This is a genomic window from Desmospora activa DSM 45169 (assembly GCF_003046315.1).
Classification (GTDB): Bacteria; Bacillota; Bacilli; order Thermoactinomycetales; family DSM-45169; genus Desmospora; species Desmospora activa.
Genome location: NZ_PZZP01000001.1, coordinates 1,242,089 through 1,268,627, shown reverse-complemented (window position 1 = coordinate 1,268,627; position 26,539 = coordinate 1,242,089). Strand labels below are relative to the sequence as shown.

Here is a 26,539-nt window from a genome sequence, read left to right as displayed (position 1 = left end):
CCCCCCCCTTCTTCGCTTTTACATACGATACAAGTGCCCACACAATCAGCAGCGGCATCGGAAAGAAAATCCAAAACCAAGTCCATGGAGTAAATGAGTATTCCATCGTGATCCCTCCTTTACCCTTTATCCCTTACGATCTTCTAGGCGTTTTTCCTGCTTTCGCACCACATCCAAATAATTGTAGACCGTTTGTTTGGATACATTCAGCAAGGAAGCGATACGTTCCGAGGCCCCCTGCACCAAGAAAATCCCCCTTTCATCCAGCTCTCGGATCACCTCCACTTTCTCCTCTTTTTTCATTTGCTCCACACTCATCGGAAACAAATGCAACACTTCCTTGATCATCGCCTCAAACACTTCTTCCATATTATTCGCGTAGTGCTCAGTCATATCCGATTCATGGATATAGGGTAAACCTGTCGATAACGTTAATTCGTATAATACCGTTTGAGCCTGTAATAACGCCGTCATATCAAAATTGATCCCACAATATCCAATCACTTGTTGCTCTTGATCGCGAATAAACAAAATCGAACTTTTAAGCATTTGACCGTCTACGGTTCGGGAAGTAAACCCGTATTTATTTTTTACGTCGTTTCCATGCCGCCTTAACTCCTTCAAGATAATATTGGTCGTTGGCGCACCGACGGGGCGGCGAGTCACCTTCCCCTTGATATAGATCAAGGATGAAGAAGGTTGACGCAAATCGTGTATCACAACCTCTACCCGATCACCGAAAGTTTCCACAATCATATCAGCGATCTCAATATAGGGTAGAAAGATTACAGGGACGTTTTTCTCCATTCGTAAAACAATCCCTCCTTCTCGATTTTTACTTATAGTAAATATGATTAATTAAAAAGTCAACTCAATCTCTAATTATAGCGAAATGGAAAGGATGAAATTTGACTGATAACATAGACGTTTATATAATGATTAAAAAATGAAATGGAAGTGGCCAACAATGGGTAACGCTTTTGTTTACGGAAACACCCCTTGTTTCCTCAACGGAGAAAAAATTAGGCCGAGAACCCCTTTGCACCACCTCGATGCCGTTGTCTATGGGATTCCATTTGAAGGTGGTGTCACCTGGGGAGATTATACCGGCTGTGAATTGGGGCCCAAGGTGATGCGGTTAGCTTCAAAACGATATTCCGGCTTTCTCCCTGAGCTGGATGGTATTGATGTGTTTCAACACTTAAAACTGGGCGACCTCGGAGATATCCCGGTCAATCCCAATGATTCGACTGAAACAATGAATCGGATTACCTCATTTACAAAGTCAAACCTATGGGATCATAACGTCTTTCCGATCGGACTGGGCGGAGATCACAGCGTTACCTATCCGATTGTGAAAGGGTTGATTGAAGCGCGCAATGTTAAAGTCGGCATCATCCATCTGGATGCGCATTATGACAACTACCCCGCTCACAATGATGATTTATATGCGCGTAACACGCCCTTTGCTCGCCTGTATGAGCTGGAGGGCGTGCGCAATGAAAGCATCATTCATACTGGTATTCACGGCCCCCGCAACAAACCAGAAAGTGGCCAACTGGCCAACAAAGCGGGAGCCGTCACCATCACCAGCCGTGATATACGGGAACACGGGAATTTATACCGGTTGGCTGACCAGATTTATGCACAGGCCAGCCGCGATGTGGATGTGGTCTATTTGAGCATCTGCAGTGATGTGATGGATTATGCCTTTAACCCCGGTGGCCCGCCGGATGGAAACGGCCTAACCTCCTATGAATGTTTAACCCTTATCCACGAATTCGGCAAAAAAGGGATCGTGGGCATGGATTTTGTCGAAGTCTACCCACAGTCGGATGTGAACCAATTCTCTGCCCACCTCGCTTCCACCATTATTTTGTATGTGTTAGCGGGGATCATTAAGCAAAAGCAGGGATGAAGAAAAGAGCTCGGTTCTTACACCGGGCTCTTTTTGATGTGGTTTCACAGTTGAGAGTCTCTCCTCATGGATATTTACTCGTTCCTCAAGTCCGAAACGGGAATAACTCTCGCACTTTATTATCCCTCAGCCAAATTCCTCCCCAAGCGAGAATTGCGATATAGACTGGAAACAACGTATGTGAAAAAAGCGGATAATCCATCCGAATTTGCGTAGCAACCGCCCCGCCAAAATAACCAGTCAACATTATCGCCCCTAAAACAGACGTGCGGGGAAGAGTGTAAAGAACGGTTGAAAGCAGTCCAAGTGTTCCAATCACTGCAATGTGATGCTCCCCATATCCGAGTTCAAGTGTTCCCTTTACAACCGCAGCAGGCTTAACAAATTTCATTACGCTGTCGAAAACCATAAACAGGATTACAACGCCACTCATGATATTCGCCGTCCAAAGCCTGCTTTTTGAAATGACTTTCGTCATTTTTTTACCCCCTTCGCAGTCGCTTCCCGGTAAGCTTACTTTAGCATCGAAAATGACTCGACGTTTCTTCTAATTTGCTGAATCAGAACTTATGCATTCATTCCTCTAGTTGTTACTGAACCTCACTTTGTGAGAGCGGAACTTACGATCCTTATTACAGTCTGTGTTGCAAACTTGTTTAACTTACTATAATCAAAAAAATAGCCGACACTCGCATTCTTTTGCTTGCACATGACCTTACGTCATATGATTCAATAAAAATGGGAGGAAAGGGATATGGATCAATCGATTTACACCGTTGGTGAACTTACGGCGAGTATCCTGATGAGATTAACGAAAGAATACTTGCATTTATTGAACGAAATTCCAACGACAAAAGATGATGAACCCCTGATTTTGTCTTTCAAAAAGAGCCCGGCTCCTGCTTCGGGCTCTTTTTTAGCCGATTTTATCCGTCAAGCACATCAATATTTCTGTGGACGTGAAGAGGAGAATTAAGTGGAAGATTCCATTATCGGATATGCCTTATACCTGTATATTTAAGAGGCAGCACGCCCCTGCCTTTGTTGCTGCTTTTCCACGTTTCCTTCAGAAACCTTGATCGCCCTTCCCGCCCAGAAAAAGAGAAGGGCGATCAAGGGGATGATCCCGGATTCTGGGGGAAGTTTTGGGATAAAGAGACGTAAACCATCACCGATCAACCCATACCATGTATGGGTGACTTCGTTTAACAGGGGAACATTTAGAGGGGTTAAGGATACCAGCACAGGCAAGTGAAGCAGCCCCCACATCACCATGCTGTTGCTTGTTGACTGGCCGTAAACATGAGCGGAAATGGAGCCAAAACCGGCATAGGCATAACAGGTGACAACCGCCACCATCATCACCATCCATTCCAACATGCGGGCGGCATCGTCGCCAATGGGAAACCATTGCCAGATCAACCATGGAAACACCCATTCTTTCAGGAGTATAATGGCTGTCAATACAAACACCATCTCTCCCAACATGGCTGTTCGTCTCCTCCGATGGCTTGACTCCATTTGATACACCCCCCTGCATGTACATCTATGTAACCACCGCATAAAAAAGAACCGCCCTTTTGGGGCGGTAGTAATGGATAGGAGTGGAGAGAAACCATACTATAAACTTATTATAAGCAGGGCATGATCCCAGGTCAAGAGTTTTTCACAAATTTTCTGATTCGACTTAACCATTCGTCAATCGATGGAGTGTATGCTCAAAGCCAGGGAACGATATATCGATGGCACCGGCACGCCCCACCGTAACCCCACCATCAGCAATCAGTCCTGCAATCGCAGTCGCCATGCCAATGCGATGATCACCGTGACTGTTACAGTGGCTACCTTTTAAAGGCGTGCGCCCTTCAATCACCAATCCGTCCGCCGTCTCTTCCACCACGGCACCCAATCGACGCATCTCTTGTGCGGTTACAGCGATACGATTCGTCTCTTTCACCTTCAACTCCGCCGCATCACGAATAACCGTTCGACCATTCGCCTGTGTGGCGACAACGGCCAATATCGGAATCTCATCGATCAGCCGGGGAATGCGATCACCTTTTACCTCGACCCCCTTAAGAGCGCTAGATGTTACTGTGATATCGCCTACCGCTTCACCAGACCATTCACCGGTCTCTACTATCTCGATGGCTCCCCCCATCTCACGGAACGAATCCAAAATGCCTGTGCGGGTGGGATTTAAGCCGACATTGCGAATCGTAATATGGCTGTTAGGCACAATGAGAGCCGCTGCAATCAAAAAAGCGGCAGAGGAGATATCCCCAGGCACTCGTACCTCCCCAGGGCTGGATAATTGCTGATCTCCGGACAGCGAAACCTCATTTTCGCTCTGTTGTAGCTCAATCCCAAATGCCGGCAACATCCGTTCCGTATGATCGCGCGAGCGGTACGGCTCCTGGATACGGGTGATACCGTCCGCCCGCAATCCCGCCAAGAGCAGACACGACTTCACCTGTGCGCTGGCAACCCGGCTCACATGTTCGATACTCGACAGATTGCCACCACGAACCCCCAAGGGGGTAAAAGAACCACCTTTTCTCCCTTCGATCTGTGCCCCCATCCGGCGCAAGGGTTCCACTACCCGATCCATCGGACGACGCGCAATCGATTCATCCCCGATCACTGCCGAATAAAAGGGAGACCCTGCCAAAATCCCTAACATCAGACGGATCGTAGTACCGGAATTCCCCACATCTAAGAAGGAATCCGGCTCCGTCAACCCGTTCCAACCACGGCCATGAATCGTGACCACTGTTTCCTCTTCCCGCTCAATCGCTACCCCCATACGGCGAAAACAATCAATCGTACTTAAACAGTCCGCACCGGGTAAAAACCCTGTTACCCGCGTTGTGCCTTGTGCCACCGCCCCAAACATCACCGCCCGATGCGAAATCGATTTGTCACCGGGTACCGTAACCTCTCCCTGCAGTGAAGCGGCGGGTTGTATCGTCAATGTTTCCACCATCAAACCCCCTTTAGTCCACCGGATCGGTATCCGGATCAAAAATGGAATATCCGTTTTGGGACAAACACGCTTTAGCTCGACTCCATTGTTCTTGATCTGCTAACACCAACCGCAGAGCCCCAGGACGCCCTTCCCTGCTTTGCATCACCCCAATGTTGACAATACTGATCTCCTCTCGACCGAGGAGAGTCGTCACCTCTCCAATGCCGCCGGGACGGTCAGGGAGATCGACATAACACTCCCAGGAAGGTTGGATTACCCCTTTCTTTCGTTCCGGCAATCCTTCCCGCGCCTGTTTTGCCTCTTGGAAAAAGGATTCAATCGTTGCTCCCTCTCCCTGTTGAATGGCACGCTGGATCGCTTCCATCTCACTTGTCCAATCCGCCAACAGTTCAAGAAGAGCCTCTCGGTTGCTCAACAAAATATCTCGCCACATTACCGGATCACTGGCAGCAACCCGGGTCAAATCGCGAAACCCTCCCGCAGCCAAGCGATGGTACCATTCATTTTCCTGATTGTAGCCCGCAACTTGATTAACCAGTGCCGCCGCCAACACATGCGGAAGATGACTAATCGCCCCCACGACGCGGTCGTGATGATCGGCTTTCATAATCACCAGACGCGCCCCCGTGGAACACTCCAAACACTCACTTAACCGTCGCACTTGATCCATCGATGTATCCACTAATGGTGTCAATACATAGTAAGCATTTTCAAACAGATGGGCACGTGCCGCCTCCACTCCTGATTGATGGGACCCCGCCATCGGATGTCCGCCGATAAACCGCGCTGCCAATGCCGGGTGGGAAACAGCTGTACGCAAAATGTCACCCTTGGTACTCCCGACATCGGAAATGATGCATTGATCCTGGAGCGGCAACTGAGCCAGCTCTGTTAAAATGGCGGAAGCCACTCCCACCGGCACCGCCAGGAAAACCACATCCGCCTCACGTACAGCTGCTTCGAGGGATGTGTGACCGTGATCGATTATCCCTAAGGCTTCCGCCTTTGCCACCGTTTCTGGGGAAGCGTCATAGCCATGCACCGTCACGCCACCCCTCTCTTTTAGACCCAGCGCGAGAGAACCTCCGATCAGGCCAATCCCAATCACCGTCGCTTGTTTTATACGATCGAACTCGGCTTGTCCAGACATGCCGCTAACCCCTCCAAGAACAGCCGATTTTGTTCCGGTCGGCCTACCGTCACCCGAATGGTTGTCGGATATCCCAGAGCGGAACCTGCGCGAACAATGATCCCCCTTTGTAGTAATCCTTGAAACACCTCATCCGAGGATCGACCCGTATCCAGCATGATAAAATTGGCTTGTGAGGGGAACCAAGACAAGCCCCATTGTTCCAGTTGTGATTCAATCTGCTGCATGCATTGACGATTAGCCTGCTTGCATAGCTGCACAAACCCTTGATCCCCCAATGCCGCCAAAGCCGCCCGCTGGGCGAGACGATTGGCGTTAAAAGGCTCCCGTACCCGCTCCAACTCCATTACGATCGCAGGATCTGCGATCGCATATCCGATGCGGAAGGAAGCCAAGCCGTATATTTTTGAAAAAGTACGCAACACCAGCAAGCGCGGATCCGATTGCGCGAAGGCCAATGTATCCGGGTAGTCTTCTGCCACCACATATTCGTAGTATGCCTCATCGACGACCACCAGAACTTGTGGAGGAATACGATCTAAGAATTGTCGTAAGGCCGCTTCAGAAAAATAAGTTCCGGTGGGATTATTGGGATTACACAGCCAAACGATGCGTGTCTTTTCATTGACCGCAGCCGCCATCGCTTCCAAATCATGCGTACCGTCTACCAGCGGAACCGTCACCGGACGGCTTCCCTCAATCCGAACTTGTGTATCGTAACGGGGAAAAGTGATCTTTGCCATCACACTCTCCGTACCTGGCTCCAAATAAGCGCGGGCAATCATTTGAATAATTTCATCGGAGCCGTTGCCAAAAACAAACCGCCCTTCCTCGATACCGAGGTGATTGGCCAATTGCGCACGTAACTCCGGTGCTTGCCCCTCCGGGTATAGAGCCAAGTTTTCCCGCTCCTCCAGCAGCGACTGCCACACACGCTCCGAGCAGCCAAAGGGATTTTCATTGGAGGCTAATTTAATCACTTCTGTTAATCCAAACTCCCGTTTCACTTCTTCCAGGGGCTTGCCGGGTTGATAGACTGGCAAGCCTTGTACCGTCGATTTTGCTTTCATCTTCAAGCCTCCTGGTTTTTCTTTTTCTCTCTATCTTACAACAGTGCGAAAAAAACCCCAAGAAAAAACCCTTGAGGGATAAGGAGAATCGAGCAAAGCTGCTCTTTAGTGAATCATAAGTGAGTGTAGATAAGAGAAGCCCGGTGTCTAACGGAAACACCGGGCTTCATTCCTATGTTACCTTCCCCCCGACAACACATATTCCGCAACCACTAAGATCACGCCCGATCGGTTACCTTCCTGATGTTACCCTTCCCTTTTTTCCTACCAAGTTGCGGATCATCTGCCTTACCTCATCCAAAGCGGCTGCACGACTCTCCTCCTGTTGCAGCCGTTCACCCAACGACTCCAGTAGCCGCACCAAAGCGCTTCCCACCACAACAGCATCGGCGTGCTTTGACATTTGTTCTACATGGTGTGGTTGGGAAATGCCAAATCCGACTGCGATGGGCACCGGACTGGAGGAGCCAACCTCATCCAAAAACGATTCCACCCCATCGCTAAAATGCTGCCGGATACCGGTTGTACCAAGGGAGGAAACACAGTAGATAAAGCCACCTTTGCGTTTCGATACAATCGCGCGGATGCGTTCATGCGAGGTGGGTGCTACCAAGGGAATCAAGTGCAACTCGGCATCGGTGGCCATACGATCCAACGCCTCACTTTCCTCCAACGGAAGATCCGGAATGATAAAACCGTCAAAACCGGCTTCTTTCGCCGCAGCCACCAACCGCTCCACACCGTAATGCAGCACGGGATTGTAGTAGGTAAACAAGATAAGTGGGGTTTGTACTCCAAGCTGGCGTGCTTGCTGCGCCAACTTCAGCACACCCCTTAAATTCATACCAGCAGCGAGTGCACGATCCGACGCCGCCTGGATAACCGGTCCATCCGCCAAGGGGTCGGAAAAAGGAACCCCTAGCTCAATCGCCGTCACACCCTCTTCATCCAACAGTCGGATCAACTCCAGACTGGTCTTGGCATCTGGATCTCCCGCCGTGATAAAGGGAATCAAACGATAGCGGTCGTTATACCTTTGGAAAGCTTGATCAATCCGATTCATCATGCAACCCCTCCAACCCCTGCCGAATCGACTCCACATCTTTATCCCCTCTGCCGGAGAGACAGACGAGCACTACATCCTGATGCGAACGGTTTGCAGCCAGCTTTAACGCTTCCGCAATGGCGTGCGCCGACTCCAACGCCGGCAAGATCCCTTCCTGCTGGCATAATGTCTGTACGGCTACCAATGCTTCCTGATCCGTCGCTGTTGTATAGCGCACACGCCCACTCTCCTTGAGATAAGCGTGTTCCGGTCCCACCCCGGGATAATCCAACCCCGCAGAAATCGAGTGGGCGGGCAACACTTGCCCATGCTCATTCTGCAACAAATAACTGAGGGAACCGTGTAGAACCCCTGGACTTCCCTTGGTTAACGTGGCAGCGTGACGATCGGTATCCACCCCGGCACCAGCCGCCTCCACTCCCGTCAGTCTCACCTTGTTATCGGAGAGGAAAGCAGTAAACATCCCGATGGCATTGCTGCCGCCTCCGACACAGGCAATCACCTCATCCGGCAAGCGCCCTTCCCGTTCCAACAGCTGCGCACGGGCTTCATCCCCGATCACCCGCTGAAACATCTTTACCATCTCCGGATACGGGTGTGGACCAACAGCGGAGCCGATCAGATAAAACGTATCTTCCACATGAGAGACCCAGTGACGGATTGCCTCATTGGTGGCATCTTTTAAGGTGCGGGTGCCGGAGCTGACCGGGACCACCTCTGCTCCTAACAGCTCCATCCGAAACACATTGAGCCGTTGTCGCCGTACATCCTCTTCTCCCATAAACACACGACACTCCAACCCGAGCAGAGCCGCCACCGTCGCCGATGCCACCCCGTGCTGACCGGCACCGGTTTCGGCGATCAGCTTTTTTTTGCCCATCCGTTTTGCCAGCAAACCTTGGCCTAAAGTGTTGTTGATTTTATGAGCGCCGGTATGGTTGAGATCCTCCCGTTTTAAATAAATCTTGGCCCCACCGATCGACCGGGTTAAATTTTCCGCCAGTGTTAATGGTGTCGGGCGACCGGAGTACTCCGTCAACAATCGGCGTAACTCAGTTTGAAAGGCGTGATCCGCCAGCGCCTCACGATACCCCGCCTCCAACTCCAGCAAAGCGTTCATCAGTGTCTCCGGAACAAACCGGCCGCCAAAAGAGCCAAACCGGCCCCGTTTATCTGCTTTTTCCTGCAATCCCACATTGCTCAACCTGTCTCACCCTCTCCACCAATCGTTTCATTAAAACCGGATTTTTACGGCCAGCCGTTTCAATCCCGCTGGAGACATCCACCCCGTCCAGCCCATAGCCCAACAGCTCTGTCACATTTTCTGGATTGATGCCACCTGCTACCCATAACGGAACCCCGAGGGAATGCCACTGTTGGCGGATAGCGGGAATCCGCTCCCAGGCAAAACGCTTACCGCTCCCCCCGTGTACGCCCGCCACCACAGAGTCGAGCAATGCGTGATCGATCCAGGGGGCATACGTCTCTGTGTCCGAGATTTCATCCGATTCCGCTTTCATGTGAAACACCTTGATCACATTGACCCCCATCGCTTTCAACCTGCGGCAAAAGGCAGGGGATTCTTCACCATGAAGTTGGATGCCATCCACCCTTACCGTTTGCAGGAGCGACTCTACTTCCTCCGCAGTGGGATCCATCATGACAGCAATCGTACGCACCGATGGCGGCAATAGCACCTGTAACCGCCGGATACGCTCTGGCGTCACCGTCCGTTTGCGTTGCGGCACCAGAATAAAACCGGCTGCATCCACATCCAGCTCTTGGATCACTTTTACATCTTCCTCAACTTGCAATCCACACAGCTTAATCATCGTGCGGCTCATACCGTTACCTCTGCCAATAAGTTTTCCACTCCGGCACGAGGAGAGGATTGCCGCATCAGATACTCGCCGATCAACACACCATCCACTCCTGCCGCCTGCAAGCGCTGCACATCTGGTAAAGATGCCACCCCGCTCTCGCCGATCACCGGGATTCCAGCAGGCACCAAGGGACGCAATCGCTCCGTCACTGCCAAATCGGTTTCAAAGGTGGACAAGTTGCGGTTATTGATGCCCAATACATCCGGTTCTGCCGCCAACGCCCGCTCCAACTCATCTTCCCCATGAACTTCGATCAATACTTCCAACCCGTAAGCGCGAGCTTCACGCCGTAGTGCAACCAGTTCTTGTTCCGTCAACATCGCCGCAATCAATAAAATCGCATCCGCCCCCAGATAACAGCTTTCTTCCACTTGCAACGGATCCAGGATAAAATCTTTGCGCAACAGCGGCAGCTTGACCGTCTTTCGCACCTGTGCCAGTGATTCTTTTTTTCCGCGGAAAAAAGGTTCATCCGTCAGTACCGAAATCGCCGCCGCTCCTCCGGCTTCATACCCTTGCGCCGTTTTTACCGGATCTACTTTACTCCGGATCACTCCCTTGGAAGGAGAAGCCGGTTTTACCTCCGCGATTACCGCCAAACCTGGAGCAGCAACGGCTTTTGCCAGTGAGCGTAGGTCGTCTTTTGCCGCGGGGAATGGGTTCGCCTCCACTTGCCGCCGCAACGCTTCCACCTCTACCCGCTTCGCCTCCACAATCCGCTTAAGAAACATGGGTCATCACCTCCGCCATCTCCGCCAACTTCTCTTCCGCTTTTCCGTGATCGATCGCCGTCGCTGCTCTTTCAACACCCTCACGCAGAGAAGAGGCGCCACCGGCGAGAACAATCACTGCCCCAGCATTGGCCAATACCACATCCCGGGGGGCACCGAGCTCACCCTTCAACACACGACGGATAATGGCGGCATTAACGGCGGCGTCACCACCTGCCAATTCTGATAACGCATGCCGCTTTAAGCCCAATTCTTCTGGGGTGATATCGATCGTGTGGATGTTTCCATCCTTGGCTTCACTGATGCGGGTCTCCCCGGATACCGAAATCTCATCGATCCCTTCCAATCCCGCTACCACCATAACGTGTTCCGCTCCTAAGCGCATCAACACTTCCGCCACCGTTTCCGTTAAGGATGGATCATATACCCCTACCAGTTGCCTTTTTACCCCTGCCGGATTGGATAAAGGGCCCAGCAGATTAAAACAAGTGCGAAACCCCAACTCGCGCCGGGTCGGCATCACATGTTTTATCGCCTGGTGAAAAAGGGGGGCAAACAAAAAGCAGATCCCCTGCTTCTCCAATACTTCCGCCGCCTCTGCTGGCGACAGCTGCACCGGCACACCCAGGGCTTCCAGCACATCGGCACTGCCGCTACGACTAGAGACGGCGCGGTTCCCGTGCTTAGCGACGGTGACTCCCGCTGCCGCCGCCACAATCGCCGCTGCAGTGGATATATTGAAAGTTTTGCCACCGTCACCACCGGTGCCGCACGTATCAACCGCAGCGGGAACTGCCTGTGGCAGCTTTACTGCATGAGCGCGCATCACCGCTGCAAACCCGGTTAGCTCCTCCACCGTCTCCCCTTTCATCCGCAACGCCGTTAACGCTGCTGCGATCTGGGTTGTCGGCACTTTTCCCGTCATCATTCCGTTCATCAACACTTCCGCTTCTTCCTGCTCCAGATTGCCTCCAGTCACGATTTTTCCTAAACTCTGCTTCAACTCATCCATGCTCATCTCTCCTTTGCTCCTGTTGCCGTAGCGGATAATAGTTGCTCCGTCATGGCCAAAGCCCGTAACATACCCCGTGCTTTATTACGCGACTCCTCGTATTCATTTTGCGGCAGAGAATCGGCTACAATCCCGCCGCCGGCTTGGACAAAAGCATCCCCGTCGCGGAAGTGAATCGTGCGAATGGTGATACAACTGTCCAAGTTGCCATCAAAGCTGAAATATCCGATTGCACCACCGTAACTGCCCCGCGCTTCCGGCTCCAACGAAGCGATAATCTCCATTGCCTTCACCTTAGGCGCTCCTGTCAATGTGCCAGCGGGGAAACAAGCACGAAAAGCATCCAATGGCGAACGATCCGGTGCCAGCTCCCCCTTTACATGGGAAACCAGATGCATGACGTGCGAATAATTTTCCACCTTCATCTGCTCCGTCACCTGAACTGTCCCATAACGGCACACCCTGCCAAGATCGTTCCGCCCCAGATCCACCAGCATCACATGCTCCGCCCGCTCTTTTTCGTCTGCAAGCAACTCCTGTGCCAGTGCTTCATCTTCCGCAGGAGTGCGACCCCGTGGGCGCGTACCAGCAATCGGGCGGGTCTCCACGATCCCGTCCGTCACCTTGATCAACATCTCCGGTGACGTTCCCACAATCGCCTCATCCCCCAAGGACAACAGATACATATAGGGAGACGGATTTAGCGTGCGCAACACCCGATAAACGGCGAGAGGCGGCGGGGCATCCTGCCAACACCAACGTTGGGACAATACCAGCTGAAAGATATCGCCTCGGCGGATCGCCTCCTTCGCCTCCTCCACCGCTTCACAAAAACGATCCCGGGTGGTATTGGAACATGCGCGATCAAAGTCGACCGCCATCTCCTGCCAAGCGCCCGACAGCGGCGGTTGCCCGTCTTGGCGCGGTGCCGTCAGCGATTTTCCCCATTCCAGCAAACGGTCGCAGGCCATACGGTAGCTGCTTTCTAGATCGATCTCAGCGGAAATATGCAGATTGATCACCAGCGTCATTGTCCGCTTTAAATGATCGAAAATAATCAGCTTATCACAAAACATCAAATGGATATCGTCAGAAGCGGCTGCCGTAGCACGGGGGACCGGTTCCAGCTGGGTGATGGCTTCATAGCCGATATATCCCACCGCCCCACCCAAAAACGGTGGAAACCCATGGTAGCGGGGAGCACGATAACGTTGCAACAGTTCTGCCAGTGCATCAAAGGGATTCTCCACCACCACTTCCCGCTCACTGCCCTGCTCGGTGACCTGGATGTGATTGTCACGGGAGCGAAACAGTAAAAACGGATCAGTACCAATAAAAGAATAACGCCCCTGCCGTTCCCCGCCATCCGCACTTTCCAGCAGAAAGGAATGGGCGGGTTCACCCAAACGTCGATACAGACTGACGGGTGTTTCCGTATCCGCCAACAAGGTATAACATAAAGGGATCATCGTGTACGCGTGGGAGAGATCCTGTACACGGTCAAATGAGGGTTCAATCACGATATCGCTCCTCTCGGTCATCGTTGCCGAGTTGAGTCAAATCGCGACAGAGGAAAAAGAAGAAAAATTAAAAACCCAAACACAGAGGGTTTGGGTTGGAAGTCCGTACTTATGGCTCCGCTCTCCTCTGCTCGACTTACTCATCTCATCTAAAATCTCAGCTCTACTCACTTACTACATACTGTAACGAAGAAAAGGATTACTGTCAACGCTTAATCTTCCGCTAAATCCGGTCGTAGACGCTTCGCTTCACCTAGATAGACATGTTTTACTTCACGCTGAGACTGGGTGGTATCAGTCAGGATCAACAGGCGGATACAGCGGGGAAGACTGCCGGGAACATCGATTTCACTGGCACACATCAAGGGCACCCACTCCCATCCCGGCATGGTACGAATCGCTTCAGCGGGGAAAGTGGCGTTTAAATCGGAACTCATGGTGATAAAGACACTGGCGATATCATCAGGCTCCACACCGTTGGCAGCTACGATTGCTTCCAGCAACTCCCGCGTCGCCGTCAAAATGACTTCCGCATCATTGGCAGTAACGGTCGTCGCCCCTCGAATCCCTCTCACCATGATAGACCCTCCCCTTTCAATTGTGTCAGCACCTGACGCACCGCCGCCTCCGGTACCTCTTTCACGATTTCCACCGAGCCGATCCCTCGCGGCAACACAAACGTAAGCGCGCCTTGGGCCGCTTTTTTATCCCGGCGCATCGCGACTAGTAACTCATCCACTTCTGCTGTTGTCGGTAGCTGATACGGTAGACCGTAGGATTGAATCAGCGCCTGCGTCCGTTGGGAGACATTAGTAGTAAGGCCTAACCGTTCTCCCAGCAACGCCTCCCCTACCATGCCGATAGCTACCGCCTCCCCATGAGTAAACTGACCGTAACCGGCGACCGCCTCCAACGCATGGCCAATGGTATGACCATAATTGAGAATGGCGCGCAAGCCTGACTCCTTCTCATCCTGGGAAACCACTTCCGCTTTCATGCGGCAGCCGCCTGCAATCGCCTCCACCAACCGAGCGGCATCCAGCGCCATCAGTCCCGCTCGATTTTCCTCCAGCCAACGAACAAAGGTTTCATCCCAGATGAGCGCTTCCTTGATCACTTCCGCAAACCCGGAAGCAATCTCCCGCGAAGGCAAGGTTTTTAGTGTATCCACATCAAAAACCACCAGATCGGGCTGATGAAACGCTCCAATCATATTTTTACCCAAGGGGTGATTGACGCCTACTTTTCCGCCCACACTGCTGTCATGGGCCAACAACGTGGTGGGCAACTGCACAAAGGGGATGCCACGCATAAAGGTAGCGGCCAAAAAACCGGCGGCATCGCCGACAACCCCACCACCGAGCGCCAAGATGCCGCTTTTACGATCCAACCCCTGGCGGAGCGCCTCTCCCGTCATCTGTTCCAACGTTTGTAGCGTTTTGGAGGATTCCCCAGCGGGAAATACCACACTTCCCACCGTATAACCCGCTTGTTGTAACGTAGTGACGGCCTCTTTCAAATACAAAGGGGCTACCTGCGTATCCGTCACCACAAACAAGCGGCGCTCCGGCGTCCAGCCCACCTCCTCCAACAAAGACGGCAATCGTTGCAACAACCCGCTCCCGATCTGAATCGGATAGCGGTGCGTCGTTGTTTCCACCCATAATGTCCGCATATCAGAAACCCTTCGCTTTCTCGCGACGGGCTTGCACAGCCTGCACCAACTCCTGCAAGGTATCGGCAGAAAATTGCTCTACCAGCGCTCGTGCCACTTCCCACGCAACCACATTTTCCGCAACCACCCCAGCAGCGGGGACAGCACAGTTGTCGGAACGCTCAATGCTGGCGGCAAACGACTCCTTGCTGTCGATATCCACACTTTTCAGCGGTTTATACAACGTGGGGATCGGCTTCATCACTCCACGGACCACAATCGGTTCACCGGTGGTCATGCCACCCTCAAATCCACCGAGGCGATTGGTCGCCCGATAAAACCCTTCTTCTTCTGACCAGAGGATCTCATCATGTACCTGGGAACCACGCAAGCGCCCCGCTTCAAATCCGATTCCAATCTCCGCCCCTTTAAAGGCATTGATGCTGACCACCGCTTGTGCAATGCGGGCATCCAATTTGCGATCCCAGTGAACATGGCTGCCTAAACCAACCGGCACATTTTCTACGATTACTTCCACGATCCCTCCCAGGCTGTCACCATCCTGTTTGGCCTGATCGATCTCCTGGATCATCGCCTTTTCCGCATCCGGGTCAAGACAGCGCACGGGGGAGGCCTCCGATACCCGTGCAATCTCCTCTACTCGCCATTCTGCGCTCGGCTTCGCCTCAACCGAGCCGATTCGCACCACATGACTAGCAACGCGAATCCCGCATTCCTCCAGCAGCAGACGAGCGACAGCACCGACGGCGACACGGGCGGCAGTCTCACGGGCACTGGAGCGCTCCAGTACATCGCGCATATCGCGATGGTCATATTTAATCGCTCCATTTAAGTCGGCATGGCCGGGGCGCGGACGTGACACCCGTCGTTTTTCCGCCTTCTCGCCATCCGGCTCAGGGCTCATCACTTCCACCCACTTGGCCCAATCCTTATTTTCAATCGCCAGTGCCACCGGTGCCCCAGTTGTCTTACCAAAGCGAACGCCGGACAAAATCTCAACTCGATCCGTCTCAATCTGCATACGGCGTCCGCGGCCATATCCTTTTTGCCGTCGGGACAGCTGTTCATCCACCTTATTTTTGTCAAAGGGCAGCTGACTCGGCAACCCTTCCACGATCAATGTTAGTTGCGGTCCATGGGATTCTCCCGCTGTCAAATAACGCATCTGTTTCCGTCCTCTCCATCCTAGCCTATTTTTGCTTGCACAGTAGCAGCACGAAGAAAGTTAGAGTTATCTTAACACAGGTAACAGGAGGAGAGAAATCTCTTTTTTCTATTTCCGGTTTGTAAAGCAAACTTGTTTACATTGTCCGGTCGCAAATAAACCCCCGCTCAAGCCGGAAGGGGGCGAGCCTCTCAATAATGGAAAAACACCTGGAATAAAATATCCCAGGTGTTTTTCCTTTTTAATTTAAGCAATCAGTATACCCAACGATTCAATAACTTCTCCCAGGATGCGATCTCCTTTTCATCGAAGAAGAGAGCGATCTCACGCTTGGCACTGGTGGGAGAATCGGAACCGTGGATAATGTTTTTGCCCACGGTGACGCCATAATCGCCACGAATCGTCCCCGGCGTTGCTTCAGCCGGTTTCGTTTTGCCCATCATCTGCCGAGCGGTCGCAATCACATCTTCACCCTCCCATACCATGGCAAATACAGGGCCAGACGTGATAAAATCGACCAACTCGCCAAAAAAAGGTTTATCTTGATGTTCCCCATAATGCTGCTCTGCGACAGAGCGGGGGATCACCATCAGCTTGGCGCCTACCAACTGAAATCCTTTGTTTTCAAAGCGGGAGACAATTTCACCGATCAATCCGCGCTGTACACCGTCCGGCTTAACCATCAGGAATGTTTTTTCCATGTTTAAGCTTCCTCCATCTTAACAATATGTATCGAAAAGCGATTCGTATTTACGCCATCGAAATTGTAGCAAAAAGAGAAACGAAAAGCAATGGCGGTCACAAGCGGCGCTTTTCCGCTGGAACTGTCAATACGAGCGCTTCCCTATAAATTGAGCGATAATATGCAATGAATGGCGTGCCTCACCTGGAGGGAGCCCCTCCAAGCACTGGAGCGCCTTATCCAGATAGCGGCGGGAAACCGCATTGGCATACGCGATTCCGTCGGAGCGACGTACCCGCTCTAATACATCTGCGATGCCAACACCTTCCCCCCGAGCAGCCAAGTAATCTCGAATCCGCCTCACATCGTCCTGGGAACCGTGATGCAGCAGATAAATCACTGGCAGAGTCACATTACCCTGCCGCAAATCACTGCCGGCCGGTTTACCTAACTCTTTTTCGTCCCCGGTTAAATCCAACACATCATCCGTAATTTGAAACGCCATCCCTACATAGTACCCATACAAACGCAACCGCCGAACTACCGCTTCCTCCGCCGAAGCGACCATCGCCCCCACCTGACAGCTGACCGCCATCAGCAGTGCGGTTTTCCGTTTGATACGCCGCAGATAACAGATCAGATCTTGATCGGGATTGTAAAACTCCCGAATCTGTTCAATCTCACCTCGACACATCTCCCGAATGGAGCGGGACAGTACTTGATGGACACGAGGATCGTCCAATTGGGAGGCAATTGAGAGCGCACGTGCAAACAGAAAATCGCCGGTATACATCGCCACCCGATTATCCCACTCCGCTTTTACCGTCGTCCGACCCCGACGCGTCTCGGAATTATCGATTACATCATCGTGCACCAGCGAAGCCATATGGATGATTTCCAAGGGAACAGCCACCTTTTGCAGCCTGTCCATATCGTAATCCCCAAATTGGCCCGCCAACAACGTAAACACCGGGCGTATACGCTTACCGCCGGCTTCCAACAAATGAGCGGCAGAACGGTCCAGCTCAGTGTGATTGGAGCGGACTGAACGAGACAGCTCCCGTTCCACTACTCGCAGATCTTGGCGCAGATTTTTATAGATGTCCACTAGCTTCATGTTTTTCACCTTGGTTTGCACAAATCTCGGCCCCTCTCGCCTTCCTTGGGGGTGCCGTCCATCAGCGCAGGAAAATGGAGGGGCTGATCAAACCCCTCCTTTGACCCGTCCGACATGCAATGCGGCAATGCCGCCTGTCAATGGCTTCACTTCCACTTGTTCAAAACAACCGTCTTCCTCCATCACCCGGGCCAGCTCCTTGTAGTCCGGAAAATTGACCAGTGACTCCGGCAACCATCGATACTGTTCATACCGATCGGCAAACCATTTTCCCAACCAAGGCAGGATCCGTTGAAAATACAGATAATAGACAAAGCGGAACGGCGGCCACGTCGGTTTAGAAAGCTCAAGGGAAACTACCTGCCCCCCCGGTTTTACCACGCGGGCCATTTCCTGAAGCACATGGCGGTAATCCGGCACATTGCGCAAGGCAAACCCGATGGTGGCATGATCAAAGGTGTCATCGGGAAAGGGAAGCTCCATTGCGTTGCCTTGAATTAACTCCACCTGTTCCGTCCGCTGTCGAGCCGCCACCTTTTTCTCTCCTACCTGTAGCATATTGCGACTAAAATCTAATCCGACCACCCGCCCCGTCGCGGAGGCTTCCGCCAGGGAGATGGTCCAATCACAGGTGCCGCAACAGACGTCGATAGCAGTATCCCCCGCTTGCACGGCCATTTTTTTCATCGCGGTGTTACGCCAGGCTTTATGGCGGCGAAAACTTAAAAGCGTATTCATGCGATCGTAATCGTCTGCAATGCTTTCAAACACCTGGTGTACAAACTTTTGTTTGCTTTCGCCTGTGATTTTCGTCTGTCGGCTAATATTGCTCACCCTTCCCGCACCATCCCTTCATGGACATGGGGGGCGATCGTTCGCTGCATATGATGCAAAAGCTCATGACGCACATCCAAGGGACGCACTTCCTTCGCCAATCGCCAGGTATCCGCGGCTAAGCTTTGAAGTAAGTGGTCCGGAACACCCACTACAACATCCGGTGCTTGGTTCATCCGATCCAACGCCATTAAATGGCCCGCCAATGATGGCCACGGGTCCAATTGGTTGCCATCCTGACAAAAAAAAGAAGAGACCGCTGCGATCAACCCACCATGAATCCGTCTCATTAAATCGACAACCATCGGTCCCGAAGGTGACTCTACTTTCCGCAGGTAGTATAATTCCATCTTTGCTTCATTTACCTTACAGACTGCTTCGGATAAACAGGTGATCCCCTCAATTTCACCAGCCTGAGACAAGGTTTGATAAAAAAGGCTGCTAAAATAATCGCCTGCCAACACCGTCAACTGGCGTGAGTAGAGGCTGCCGTTTTCATCCGCTGAAATCCGCTCGTGAGTATCGAGCGCCATTTGCAGCAGTGTAGTAGTGACGCAATACAAATGCACACGTTCCAAAGACAACGGACGCGAACGAAGGGCATGATAGAGAACCGTAACAAAGAAGGCCGGCACTCCCGGTCGCTGGATATTCTGATCCACGAAGGTATGGCTGGCCTGCCTCTCAATATCTGCTATGATGAGATTGATGCGGTTCTCCGTCACTGTCATTCGTTACGCCCCCTCCACCCATTGTCCAATGCCTATCCTGTAATCGCCACTTAAGTATAACACAATTTCAAGAAAGCGGCACTGAGCCTTAATCGTCCCGGTCCGCCACTGTCAGGTGAAAATTTCGTTGTAAATATTCTTGCGGAGTAAAGCCAGTACCATTTTCCATCTGAGTATCATGTCCCAACTGTTGGCGGGAAGCGCGCAGAACCAAGATCTTTGTCGAATCTCCCACAGTTGCGCTCACATGCAGCTCCTCCACATTAGCCGTATAGACGAGAGCGGAGCGGGTTAAGCGAAATAAATCCTCATATACCCCATCACTACTGGAACCGCTCCACCTTCCGACCAGCTCCAAGCGGCCATCGTTCCAGTCCGCTCGTTCCCACTCCCAACCTTCCCCTTCTTTCACCAAAAAATCAACCAGATTTCCCGCTTCCAACCGATCATCTCCGGAAGGGCCGAAAGCAGGCACCTCCTTCTCTGTGTTTACCTGATCCAACAGAGGGAGCATGGATAACAGTGCCGCCAGCAATACCGACACAAAGACAGAAGCGAATAAACGACGGGCGATTCCATACACGCGACCCATCCCTTTCCAATCACTTTGTCTTCATTGTATCGGCTAAAACGCTTGTTCATGACAACGTTAACTTTCGTCGCCAGTTTCAACCGGCCCAAAAGGCGTCACAATCACCGCACGCCCCCGTACTTTAACAGCGGAGGTGTGTTCCGTAAATTGCACCACCATCGCTTCGCCCTTATCCAGCTTTTCCGAATGATGAAAACGGGTATCCTTTCCCCGTGTTAACCCGATGACGCTGACACCGTTTTCCTTGGCTTTCACTACAAAATAATCATTTAAGGGATTCTCCATCGCATAAAACCTCCTTGTTCATATCGAGATCAAGGAAAAAGGCCCTCCATGCCTGGAGAGCCTATCATTTGGTCGGGCTAGCCGGATTTGAACCGACGACCTCTTGCGCCCCATGCAAGCGCGCTACCAAGCTGCGCCATAGCCCGACAATTTCCCGTAAAGTTTGCTTTCAATTGAAGCGACAATGATTAGTATATAGTGCTTCAACAGAAGTGTCAAGAGGGTTTGTCGGTTTTTTCTCTCATTATGGCCAGCAAGGGCGCTGTTCGATTATTTACCGATTCCGATCAGGCTAAACACTTCCGCCCGGGAAGCGGGATCTTTTTCAAATACACCGCGAACCGCGGAAGTAACCGTTTTGGCACCGGGCTTCTTGACTCCACGCATCGTCATACACATATGTTCCGCCTCCATCACCACGACAACACCATGCGGGCGTAACGTTTTCATGATGGAATCAGCCACCGTGTACGTAATCCGCTCCTGCAATTGCGGACGCCTGGAGATGGCTTCCACGGCACGGGCCAGTTTACTTAATCCGGTCACACGTCCGCTTTGAGGAATATACCCCACATGGGCTTTCCCGAAAAAAGGAACCAAATGATGCTCACACATGGAGAAAAACGGGATATCCTTCACCAGTACCAACTCTTCGTGATCCTCACTAAAAATTGTTGAAAAGTATTCCTCTGGATCTTGCCCAATCCCCCCAAACACCTCTTCATACATACGAGCCACCCGTGCCGGTGTATCTTGTAACCCTTCGCGATTAGGATCCTCTCCTACCGCTTCTAGGATCATTCGTACCGCTTGTTTGATCTGTTCATGATTAACTTCCATATGTATCTGCCTCCGTCCATCCCTAGCATACACTTATCGAAAAGAGTTCCCCTCGATATTGTGGTTGATACCCGAAAAATTGAAGAATAAACGCGCCAAAAAGAAACAAAGGCCCTGAGGGCCTTTGCCGCTATCGGGCCACCTTTTGTTTCATACCGCAGAAAAACGGATTTTTCTCTCCGTTTCAACGACGGCTTGTGGCATAACCGAACACTTTACTTAGAAGTGTTCACTTCTTCTTTCAGCGCTTTACCCGGTTTAAAAGCCGGAACTTTGCTAGCAGCGATTTGGATCTCTTTCCCGGTCTGCGGATTGCGGCCTTTACGGGCAGCACGTTCACGGACCTCAAAGTTGCCAAAACCGATCAGTTGAACCTTGTCCCCGGAGCGAAGCGCTTCGGTGATCGTGTCTAACACAGCATCGACCGCTTGCGTTGCATCCTTTTTGGTCATGTTGGTCTTTTCAGCAACTTGGGAAATCAATTCCGTTTTGTTCATGACTTCTCACCTCATATCCAACGATTCGTGACTCAAATCCAAGTCTTATCCGGCTGACCGCAACTTATTCGCAGATGTGGGCATCACGGACAAACCTATAGTAATACAGGAAACCCGCATAATTCAAGTGTTTCGGCGTTTTCATATGAAAAAAGCAAAAAAAAAGCACTCTAAACAGAGTGCGAAGCTGCTGATAAACCATTGATTAAAGGGAAAAGGGAAGCGATTTCCACTACAGAAATCGGGACCCGAGCCCATTTTGACAAAGGGGTATCCGCAATTTAATCAAAGGATGATCGCAATCAATCCCCCTGAACCCTCATTGATGATTCGTTCCAACGTCTCCTGTAATTTATAGCGAGCATTTTCCGGCATCATCGACAATTTCGCCTGAATTCCTTCCCGTACAATCGAATGCAGCGAACGGCCAAAGATATCCGATTCCCAAATGCTGAGCGGGTCCTGTTCAAAGTCACGCATCAAGTAATTGACCAGCTCCTCGCTCTGCCGTTCCGAACCGATGATCGGTGCAAATTCCGAATGGACATTGACCCGGATCATATGAATGGACGGTGCCGTCGCGCGGAGGCGCACACCAAAACGGGGGCCCTGCTTAATCAGCTCCGGTTCATCCAGTGCCATCTCCTCCAACGTCGGAGCCGCTACCCCGTAGCCAGTGGTACGCACCATCTGAATCGCATCGGACACTTTGTCGTACTCCCGTTTGGCATTACTAAATTCCTGCATCAACTGCAACAGATGATCCTTGCCTTGAATCTGAACACCTACTACTTCGGTCAGGATTTGATCATACAGATCATCCGGTGCATACAGATCAATCTCGGCCACACCCTGCCCCATATCCATTCCTGAAAGGCCAGCACGCTCGATAAAGTCGTACTCCGTAAATTGCCCAACTACAAAATCGACATCGCGCAAGCGCCGTATATCCTTTACCGTGTCACGGACAGAACTTTCGAAATCCCTGCGCAGCCAATGGTCTTCATCCAGTACCATCACCCAGCTGGGAAGATTAACATTGACTTCATGTACGGGGAACTCATACAGCACTTCTTTGAGTACGGCATATACTTCTTCTTCTCCCATGGTGGCCACACTGATCGCTAAGACTGGGATATCATATTTCTCGATCAGCTGATCCCGCAACTCCTGTGTTTGATCGCTGTAAGGACGGGTGGAGTTGAGAACCATGATAAACGGTTTGCCCACTTCCTTCATTTCCTCGATAATGCGTTCTTCTACCTCTTCGTAGTCATGACGGGGGATGTCCGTAATGGAACCATCCGTCGTCACCAACACACCCAAGGTGGAATGCTCCTGTATCACTTTACGTGTACCGACTTCCGCCGCTTCTTGAAACGGAATCGGTTCCTCATACCACGGTGTATTGATCATACGCGGTCCGGCCTCGTCTTCGTACCCACGAGCTCCCGGAATCGCATATCCCACACAATCCACCAACCGTACATTAATGTCGATCCCCTCATGCACATGAAGCCGAACTGCCTGATTGGGCACGAATTTGGGCTCAATCGTCGTAATCGTTTTTCCTGCCCCGCTCTGGGGCAATTCATCCGTCGCCCGTACGCGATCCGCTTCCTCGCTGATGTTGGGGATTACCACCTGCTCCATAAATCGCTTGATGAAAGTAGACTTCCCGGTGCGGACCGCACCGACCACACCCAAATAGATGTCTCCTCCTGTGCGTTCCGCAATATCTTTGAAGATATCGACTTTCTTCACGAATACCCCTCCCTCGAATAATCCGACTGATCAAGTGTGTCGTCGGTGCGAAGGCAGCCCGCCTTCTCATGCGCTCCGCAGGATTTGGACACTATAAATATATGAGGGGGGGACCGCTTTATGAATCAAGAGCACGAAAAAATGAAACGAGCGGTCACGATGACCGCTCCAATCCCTTTACTGATTTATTCCGTTGATAAAATCGGCTCGCCATCCTTCTCTTCCATCAGCGGAGAATAGGCGGGTACATACACGGAGTCCTCCCATAAGCGTTCACGCAAGTCCGCTTTTTTCTCCGTATCTTTGTCTTCCTTCTCCAACAGCTGCATCACTTCTGCACGATAGTCCAGGAATAATTCTCCATCCGCATTGATCAGGACAGATAAGGACCCTTGGCCGGAGTAGGGGCTGGGAATCGTCACAGGATCGATCCCCAACTTTTTATAATCCAAACGGTAAAACTCTTCCCCCTCGCGCTCCCCTTGAGGCCATTCTCCATTGGAGCGTTGATAGTGATCCACCCGGCGATTGAGATCACGCAACTCTTCTGTCACCCGTAAATCCAGCACCCGCACCTGATAATTCTTCCCTTCACCCGGATTGGCCACAACGAAGACAAAGCTTCCACCCTTTTCAAAGGAATTGGCTGGACGTGATCCCAAGAATGCGTCCAATTGTTTTAAATCCAGCACATACTTCTCATAAAAAGAGTGTCCCTGCGTCGATTTGATGGGCAATACCGGTGTTTGCTCCATATACTGATCCAACGCGGTTTGGACTTGTTGCACTTCCAGTGGTAAGTCTTGCATCACCCGTTGGTTAAATTCCTGTGTGCGGACATTGCAACCCGCTACAAGCAAACTTACAATCACAGCCACCATCGCAACCTTGATGCGCGTCATCCTCTTCCCTCCCGGGAAATCGTTTTCCGTTACAATAGCGCGCGGATACCAAACAACACCGCCGGCAACAAGAGCAGAATCGCAACCGTCATCAGGAGCACCCGTATCCATCCGCGACTCAGTTGGCGGGTCCATGCCATGATAAAGTTGGCAATCAACAATAGCATAATACTAATTAACGCATCCATTCCGTTTTCACTCACTCCCTGCCAGTATAACACCAGTATAGCAAATCCGCGATCGCCCACCAATGATACGGGCTACTGCCCCAATCCAAAACGGGACGAACGCATAGGATAGGGAGACAACAGCCCGAAAGGGAGGCGATGGATTTGTCGAACCCCCGCACACCTACACGTCCACGCCAGGTGCGTAAACCCCGACCCCGCCGAGCAGGGCCACGAGCAAAACAACAACTTCCCCGTCAGTCGACAAACCAATCAAAAAAAATTGATCTATCCTCTGTAATCAATGGTTTTTTCACCTTTCGCACAACCGTCAAAGATTTGAGTCTATCGTTGCAGCGGTTGGAAAACATTATGGATAATGCTTTTCGGATGTTTGAGATGGCCACAGGTTGGATGGGCCAAAGAAGGCCAGGTCGTCGCCCTCCACTCCGCTTGATCCGACCCCGACAGGAGCTGGATGAGGATATTCCACGCCTCGATCTGCCGCTGGACGATTCTCCGGGAATGGGTAGAAGACAGACAGGCGGAAACCCCCTAGCTAAAATGATGGAAAACGTGGATATGACACAATTGTTTAAGTTGATGCAATCCCCGATCGTACAACAACTGCTGAAAGGGATGATGCAAGCGCGCACTTCCGACGCCCAGACGAGACAACACAAACCCAAACCGCGGGCACGTAAACAGGGGTAACGCAAGCAGCGTTACCCCTTTCTACGAATCCGAACCCTCAAGCGGCAACTGGTCCCTTTCCCTTGCTAAGAGCTCATAATTGGGAAGCGGATTCGTTTGTTAAACAGCTTATGATCCAACTTGACCAATTGCGACGATAAAAGCCCACGTAGAAATTGATTTACGGCAATGGAGATTTTTGTACCATATCATTCCATTCATCCGTCTCTCCCCGTGCCATGAGATCCTCTACCGCTTGGCGCGGATCTTTATCTTGAAACAAAACGGCATACAACTGGTTGGTAATCGGCATCTCCACACCATAGCGGTTGGAGAGATCATAGGCGGCCTGGGTGGTCTTTACCCCTTCCACCACCATTCCCATCTGATCCAACACTTGCTGCAAGGTATGTCCTTGGCTCAATAGATTACCCGCACGCCAGTTACGGCTGTGTCGACTGGTGCATGTGACAACCAGATCACCCACACCGGACAAACCGGCAAAAGTGATCGGCTCTGCCCCCATGGCCATGCCGAGACGGGCCATCTCTGCCAATCCCCGCGTAATAAGAGCCGCTTTGGCGTTGTCTCCAAAACCCAATCCATCCGATAAACCGGCACCTAAGGCGATAATGTTTTTTAAGGAACCGCCTACTTCCACACCGATCACATCCGAATGGGTATAGACGCGAAAGGATTGATTGTTGAGAAAGGATTGCACCGCTTTGGCCGTGCGTTCATCTTTTGAGGCGACCACTACCGTCGTCGGTGAGCGGCGAATCACCTCTTCCGCATGGCTGGGCCCCGAAAGGACTGCAACTCTTCCGCGGTGGTGGTGACACTCTTCTTCCAGCACCTCGGAAATTCGCTTTAACGTGCTCCGTTCAAACCCCTTGGAAGCATGAACCAACAAAGCATCCGCCGGAATATGGGGAGCCGCTTTCTCCGCCGTTTCTCGTACCGCTTGTGAAGGTACCACCATCAAAACCAGTTGTGCTCCATCCAATGCTTTTGTTATATCAGTGGTTGCTTGAATACCGTCGGGGAGCTTTGTATCCTGCAGATAGCGCTGATTTGTTCTGTTTTGATTGATTTCTTCTGCGATTCGGTGTGAGCGAGCCCAGAGGGTAACTGCGTGTCCGTTTTCCGCCAGTACGGCAGCCAGCACCGTTCCCCAACTGCCGGCCCCTAACACCGTAGTCCGTTTTTTCAATGTCGACGCCTCCCCTTATCACACATACCGGAGTCCGGAATTG

General features: G+C 51.6%; 30 protein-coding genes and 1 tRNA gene. 3 read left to right on the top strand and 28 right to left on the bottom strand.

Translation table 11 applies throughout. The annotated features are described in order from the left end of the window. Positions 1-126 precede the first annotated feature (126 nt). Positions 127-807 carry a helix-turn-helix transcriptional regulator gene (locus C8J48_RS06265; protein WP_107725465.1) on the bottom strand — a complete coding sequence of 227 codons (681 nt, stop codon included), beginning with the start codon at positions 805-807 and terminating at the stop codon, positions 127-129. A gap of 160 nt (positions 808-967) precedes the next feature. Between C8J48_RS06265 and C8J48_RS06260 the strand changes: the two genes are divergently transcribed. Continuing rightward, positions 968-1,918: an agmatinase family protein gene (locus C8J48_RS06260; protein WP_107725464.1), complete on the top strand. Its 951-nt coding sequence runs from the start codon at positions 968-970 to the stop codon at positions 1,916-1,918. Between the two features lie 85 nt (positions 1,919-2,003). Here C8J48_RS06260 and C8J48_RS06255 read toward each other — a convergent pair whose 3' ends face one another. Further along, complete coding sequence (locus C8J48_RS06255) at positions 2,004-2,396, bottom strand: DoxX family protein (protein ID WP_107725463.1); 393 nt, start codon at positions 2,394-2,396, stop codon at positions 2,004-2,006. A gap of 276 nt (positions 2,397-2,672) precedes the next feature. On the opposite strand from C8J48_RS06255, the gene C8J48_RS06250 reads away from it, so the two are divergent. Further along, on the top strand, positions 2,673-2,894 hold the full coding sequence (locus C8J48_RS06250) for a hypothetical protein (RefSeq protein WP_107725462.1): 222 nt from the start codon (positions 2,673-2,675) through the stop codon (positions 2,892-2,894). Between the two features lie 41 nt (positions 2,895-2,935). Here C8J48_RS06250 and C8J48_RS06245 read toward each other — a convergent pair whose 3' ends face one another. The 25 genes from C8J48_RS06245 to C8J48_RS18525 form a co-directional block, all read right to left on the bottom strand. Beyond that, the gene (locus C8J48_RS06245) at positions 2,936-3,439 is read right to left on the bottom strand and encodes a hypothetical protein (protein WP_146160455.1); all 504 of its coding nucleotides are present in this window, start codon (positions 3,437-3,439) and stop codon (positions 2,936-2,938) included. Positions 3,440-3,605: 166 nt separating this feature from the next. After that, positions 3,606-4,892 carry a 3-phosphoshikimate 1-carboxyvinyltransferase gene (gene aroA / locus C8J48_RS06240; protein ID WP_245891186.1) on the bottom strand — a complete coding sequence of 429 codons (1,287 nt, stop codon included), beginning with the start codon at positions 4,890-4,892 and terminating at the stop codon, positions 3,606-3,608. Positions 4,893-4,914: 22 nt separating this feature from the next. Beyond that, a complete protein-coding gene (locus C8J48_RS06235) occupies positions 4,915-6,057 on the bottom strand; it encodes a prephenate dehydrogenase (RefSeq protein WP_107725459.1) in 1,143 nt (380 codons plus the stop codon). Then, the gene (gene hisC / locus C8J48_RS06230; protein WP_107725458.1) at positions 6,027-7,127 is read right to left on the bottom strand and encodes a histidinol-phosphate transaminase; all 1,101 of its coding nucleotides are present in this window, start codon (positions 7,125-7,127) and stop codon (positions 6,027-6,029) included. Before hisC ends, C8J48_RS06235 begins: the two co-directional genes overlap by 31 nt. 232 nt (positions 7,128-7,359) lie before the next feature. Continuing rightward, positions 7,360-8,190, bottom strand: a complete 831-nt coding sequence (gene trpA, locus C8J48_RS06225) for a tryptophan synthase subunit alpha (protein WP_107725457.1) — start codon at positions 8,188-8,190, stop codon at positions 7,360-7,362. Then, positions 8,177-9,397, bottom strand: coding sequence for a tryptophan synthase subunit beta (trpB, locus tag C8J48_RS06220; protein ID WP_245891079.1), 1,221 nt, complete (start codon positions 9,395-9,397; stop codon positions 8,177-8,179). The genes trpA and trpB overlap by 14 nt, the downstream gene beginning before the upstream one ends. Then, a complete protein-coding gene (locus C8J48_RS06215) occupies positions 9,363-10,037 on the bottom strand; it encodes a phosphoribosylanthranilate isomerase (RefSeq protein WP_107725456.1) in 675 nt (224 codons plus the stop codon). Before C8J48_RS06215 ends, trpB begins: the two co-directional genes overlap by 35 nt. Then, positions 10,034-10,807: an indole-3-glycerol phosphate synthase TrpC gene (gene trpC / locus C8J48_RS06210; protein WP_107725455.1), complete on the bottom strand. Its 774-nt coding sequence runs from the start codon at positions 10,805-10,807 to the stop codon at positions 10,034-10,036. The genes C8J48_RS06215 and trpC overlap by 4 nt, the downstream gene beginning before the upstream one ends. After that, the gene (trpD, locus tag C8J48_RS06205; protein WP_107725454.1) at positions 10,797-11,819 is read right to left on the bottom strand and encodes an anthranilate phosphoribosyltransferase; all 1,023 of its coding nucleotides are present in this window, start codon (positions 11,817-11,819) and stop codon (positions 10,797-10,799) included. The genes trpC and trpD overlap by 11 nt, the downstream gene beginning before the upstream one ends. Positions 11,820-11,821: 2 nt before the next feature. Beyond that, the gene (trpE, locus tag C8J48_RS06200) at positions 11,822-13,339 is read right to left on the bottom strand and encodes an anthranilate synthase component I (RefSeq protein ID WP_245891078.1); all 1,518 of its coding nucleotides are present in this window, start codon (positions 13,337-13,339) and stop codon (positions 11,822-11,824) included. A 212-nt stretch (positions 13,340-13,551) separates the two neighbouring features. Next, a complete protein-coding gene (aroH, locus tag C8J48_RS06195) occupies positions 13,552-13,920 on the bottom strand; it encodes a chorismate mutase (RefSeq protein WP_107725452.1) in 369 nt (122 codons plus the stop codon). After that, positions 13,911-15,014 (bottom strand): 3-dehydroquinate synthase, encoded by a 1,104-nt coding sequence (gene aroB, locus C8J48_RS06190; protein ID WP_107725451.1) that lies wholly within the window; start codon positions 15,012-15,014, stop codon positions 13,911-13,913. The genes aroH and aroB overlap by 10 nt, the downstream gene beginning before the upstream one ends. Before the next feature lies 1 nt (position 15,015). Then, positions 15,016-16,179 (bottom strand): chorismate synthase, encoded by a 1,164-nt coding sequence (gene aroC, locus C8J48_RS06185; protein WP_107725450.1) that lies wholly within the window; start codon positions 16,177-16,179, stop codon positions 15,016-15,018. A 254-nt stretch (positions 16,180-16,433) separates the two neighbouring features. After that, positions 16,434-16,880, bottom strand: coding sequence for a nucleoside-diphosphate kinase (gene ndk / locus C8J48_RS06180; RefSeq protein WP_107725449.1), 447 nt, complete (start codon positions 16,878-16,880; stop codon positions 16,434-16,436). Positions 16,881-17,006: 126 nt separating this feature from the next. After that, positions 17,007-17,978 carry a heptaprenyl diphosphate synthase component II gene (gene hepT, locus C8J48_RS06175; RefSeq protein ID WP_107727614.1) on the bottom strand — a complete coding sequence of 324 codons (972 nt, stop codon included), beginning with the start codon at positions 17,976-17,978 and terminating at the stop codon, positions 17,007-17,009. A gap of 87 nt (positions 17,979-18,065) precedes the next feature. After that, entirely contained in the window at positions 18,066-18,803 is a 738-nt protein-coding gene (locus tag C8J48_RS06170) for a demethylmenaquinone methyltransferase (protein ID WP_281261215.1), read from the bottom strand. A 5-nt stretch (positions 18,804-18,808) separates the two neighbouring features. Next, on the bottom strand, positions 18,809-19,543 hold the full coding sequence (locus tag C8J48_RS06165; protein ID WP_107725448.1) for a heptaprenyl diphosphate synthase component 1: 735 nt from the start codon (positions 19,541-19,543) through the stop codon (positions 18,809-18,811). An 88-nt stretch (positions 19,544-19,631) separates the two neighbouring features. Beyond that, positions 19,632-20,135 carry a hypothetical protein gene (locus tag C8J48_RS06160; RefSeq protein WP_146160454.1) on the bottom strand — a complete coding sequence of 168 codons (504 nt, stop codon included), beginning with the start codon at positions 20,133-20,135 and terminating at the stop codon, positions 19,632-19,634. A gap of 57 nt (positions 20,136-20,192) precedes the next feature. Further along, entirely contained in the window at positions 20,193-20,420 is a 228-nt protein-coding gene (mtrB, locus tag C8J48_RS06155) for a trp RNA-binding attenuation protein MtrB (protein ID WP_107725446.1), read from the bottom strand. Positions 20,421-20,489: 69 nt separating this feature from the next. Then, positions 20,490-20,566 (bottom strand) — tRNA-Pro (locus C8J48_RS06150). Between the two features lie 124 nt (positions 20,567-20,690). Further along, a complete protein-coding gene (gene folE, locus C8J48_RS06145) occupies positions 20,691-21,260 on the bottom strand; it encodes a GTP cyclohydrolase I FolE (protein ID WP_107725445.1) in 570 nt (189 codons plus the stop codon). A gap of 215 nt (positions 21,261-21,475) precedes the next feature. Further along, the gene (locus C8J48_RS06140; RefSeq protein WP_107725444.1) at positions 21,476-21,757 is read right to left on the bottom strand and encodes an HU family DNA-binding protein; all 282 of its coding nucleotides are present in this window, start codon (positions 21,755-21,757) and stop codon (positions 21,476-21,478) included. A 285-nt stretch (positions 21,758-22,042) separates the two neighbouring features. After that, positions 22,043-23,521, bottom strand: a complete 1,479-nt coding sequence (spoIVA, locus tag C8J48_RS06135; protein ID WP_107725443.1) for a stage IV sporulation protein A — start codon at positions 23,519-23,521, stop codon at positions 22,043-22,045. Positions 23,522-23,706: 185 nt separating this feature from the next. Then, positions 23,707-24,423, bottom strand: a complete 717-nt coding sequence (locus C8J48_RS06130) for a hypothetical protein (protein WP_107725442.1) — start codon at positions 24,421-24,423, stop codon at positions 23,707-23,709. A 29-nt stretch (positions 24,424-24,452) separates the two neighbouring features. Continuing rightward, positions 24,453-24,644 carry a hypothetical protein gene (locus C8J48_RS18525; RefSeq protein ID WP_146160453.1) on the bottom strand — a complete coding sequence of 64 codons (192 nt, stop codon included), beginning with the start codon at positions 24,642-24,644 and terminating at the stop codon, positions 24,453-24,455. 111 nt (positions 24,645-24,755) lie between these two features. Between C8J48_RS18525 and C8J48_RS06125 the strand changes: the two genes are divergently transcribed. Next, entirely contained in the window at positions 24,756-25,304 is a 549-nt protein-coding gene (locus C8J48_RS06125) for a hypothetical protein (RefSeq protein ID WP_107725441.1), read from the top strand. Positions 25,305-25,464: 160 nt separating this feature from the next. Here C8J48_RS06125 and C8J48_RS06120 read toward each other — a convergent pair whose 3' ends face one another. Beyond that, on the bottom strand, positions 25,465-26,496 hold the full coding sequence (locus C8J48_RS06120; protein ID WP_107725440.1) for an NAD(P)H-dependent glycerol-3-phosphate dehydrogenase: 1,032 nt from the start codon (positions 26,494-26,496) through the stop codon (positions 25,465-25,467). Positions 26,497-26,539 lie beyond the last annotated feature (43 nt).

What these genes read in the sequence shown, in the direction of transcription:
- C8J48_RS06265 (WP_107725465.1), bottom strand. Translation starts at nt 807, where the DNA reads ATGGAGAAAAACGTCCCTGTAATCTTTCTACCCTATATTGAGATCGCT.
- C8J48_RS06260 (WP_107725464.1), top strand. Translation starts at nt 968, where the DNA reads ATGGGTAACGCTTTTGTTTACGGAAACACCCCTTGTTTCCTCAACGGA.
- C8J48_RS06255 (WP_107725463.1), bottom strand. Translation starts at nt 2,396, where the DNA reads ATGACGAAAGTCATTTCAAAAAGCAGGCTTTGGACGGCGAATATCATG.
- C8J48_RS06250 (WP_107725462.1), top strand. Translation starts at nt 2,673, where the DNA reads ATGGATCAATCGATTTACACCGTTGGTGAACTTACGGCGAGTATCCTG.
- C8J48_RS06245 (WP_146160455.1), bottom strand. Translation starts at nt 3,439, where the DNA reads ATGGAGTCAAGCCATCGGAGGAGACGAACAGCCATGTTGGGAGAGATG.
- C8J48_RS06235 (WP_107725459.1), bottom strand. Translation starts at nt 6,057, where the DNA reads ATGTCTGGACAAGCCGAGTTCGATCGTATAAAACAAGCGACGGTGATT.
- hisC (WP_107725458.1), bottom strand. Translation starts at nt 7,127, where the DNA reads ATGAAAGCAAAATCGACGGTACAAGGCTTGCCAGTCTATCAACCCGGC.
- trpA (WP_107725457.1), bottom strand. Translation starts at nt 8,190, where the DNA reads ATGAATCGGATTGATCAAGCTTTCCAAAGGTATAACGACCGCTATCGT.
- C8J48_RS06215 (WP_107725456.1), bottom strand. Translation starts at nt 10,037, where the DNA reads ATGAGCCGCACGATGATTAAGCTGTGTGGATTGCAAGTTGAGGAAGAT.
- trpC (WP_107725455.1), bottom strand. Translation starts at nt 10,807, where the DNA reads ATGTTTCTTAAGCGGATTGTGGAGGCGAAGCGGGTAGAGGTGGAAGCG.
- trpD (WP_107725454.1), bottom strand. Translation starts at nt 11,819, where the DNA reads ATGGATGAGTTGAAGCAGAGTTTAGGAAAAATCGTGACTGGAGGCAAT.
- aroB (WP_107725451.1), bottom strand. Translation starts at nt 15,014, where the DNA reads ATGCGGACATTATGGGTGGAAACAACGACGCACCGCTATCCGATTCAG.
- aroC (WP_107725450.1), bottom strand. Translation starts at nt 16,179, where the DNA reads ATGCGTTATTTGACAGCGGGAGAATCCCATGGACCGCAACTAACATTG.
- ndk (WP_107725449.1), bottom strand. Translation starts at nt 16,880, where the DNA reads ATGGAAAAAACATTCCTGATGGTTAAGCCGGACGGTGTACAGCGCGGA.
- hepT (WP_107727614.1), bottom strand. Translation starts at nt 17,978, where the DNA reads ATGAAGCTAGTGGACATCTATAAAAATCTGCGCCAAGATCTGCGAGTA.
- C8J48_RS06165 (WP_107725448.1), bottom strand. Translation starts at nt 19,543, where the DNA reads ATGACAGTGACGGAGAACCGCATCAATCTCATCATAGCAGATATTGAG.
- C8J48_RS06160 (WP_146160454.1), bottom strand. Translation starts at nt 20,135, where the DNA reads ATGGGTCGCGTGTATGGAATCGCCCGTCGTTTATTCGCTTCTGTCTTT.
- mtrB (WP_107725446.1), bottom strand. Translation starts at nt 20,420, where the DNA reads ATGGAGAATCCCTTAAATGATTATTTTGTAGTGAAAGCCAAGGAAAAC.
- folE (WP_107725445.1), bottom strand. Translation starts at nt 21,260, where the DNA reads ATGGAAGTTAATCATGAACAGATCAAACAAGCGGTACGAATGATCCTA.
- C8J48_RS06140 (WP_107725444.1), bottom strand. Translation starts at nt 21,757, where the DNA reads ATGAACAAAACGGAATTGATTTCCCAAGTTGCTGAAAAGACCAACATG.
- C8J48_RS06130 (WP_107725442.1), bottom strand. Translation starts at nt 24,423, where the DNA reads ATGACGCGCATCAAGGTTGCGATGGTGGCTGTGATTGTAAGTTTGCTT.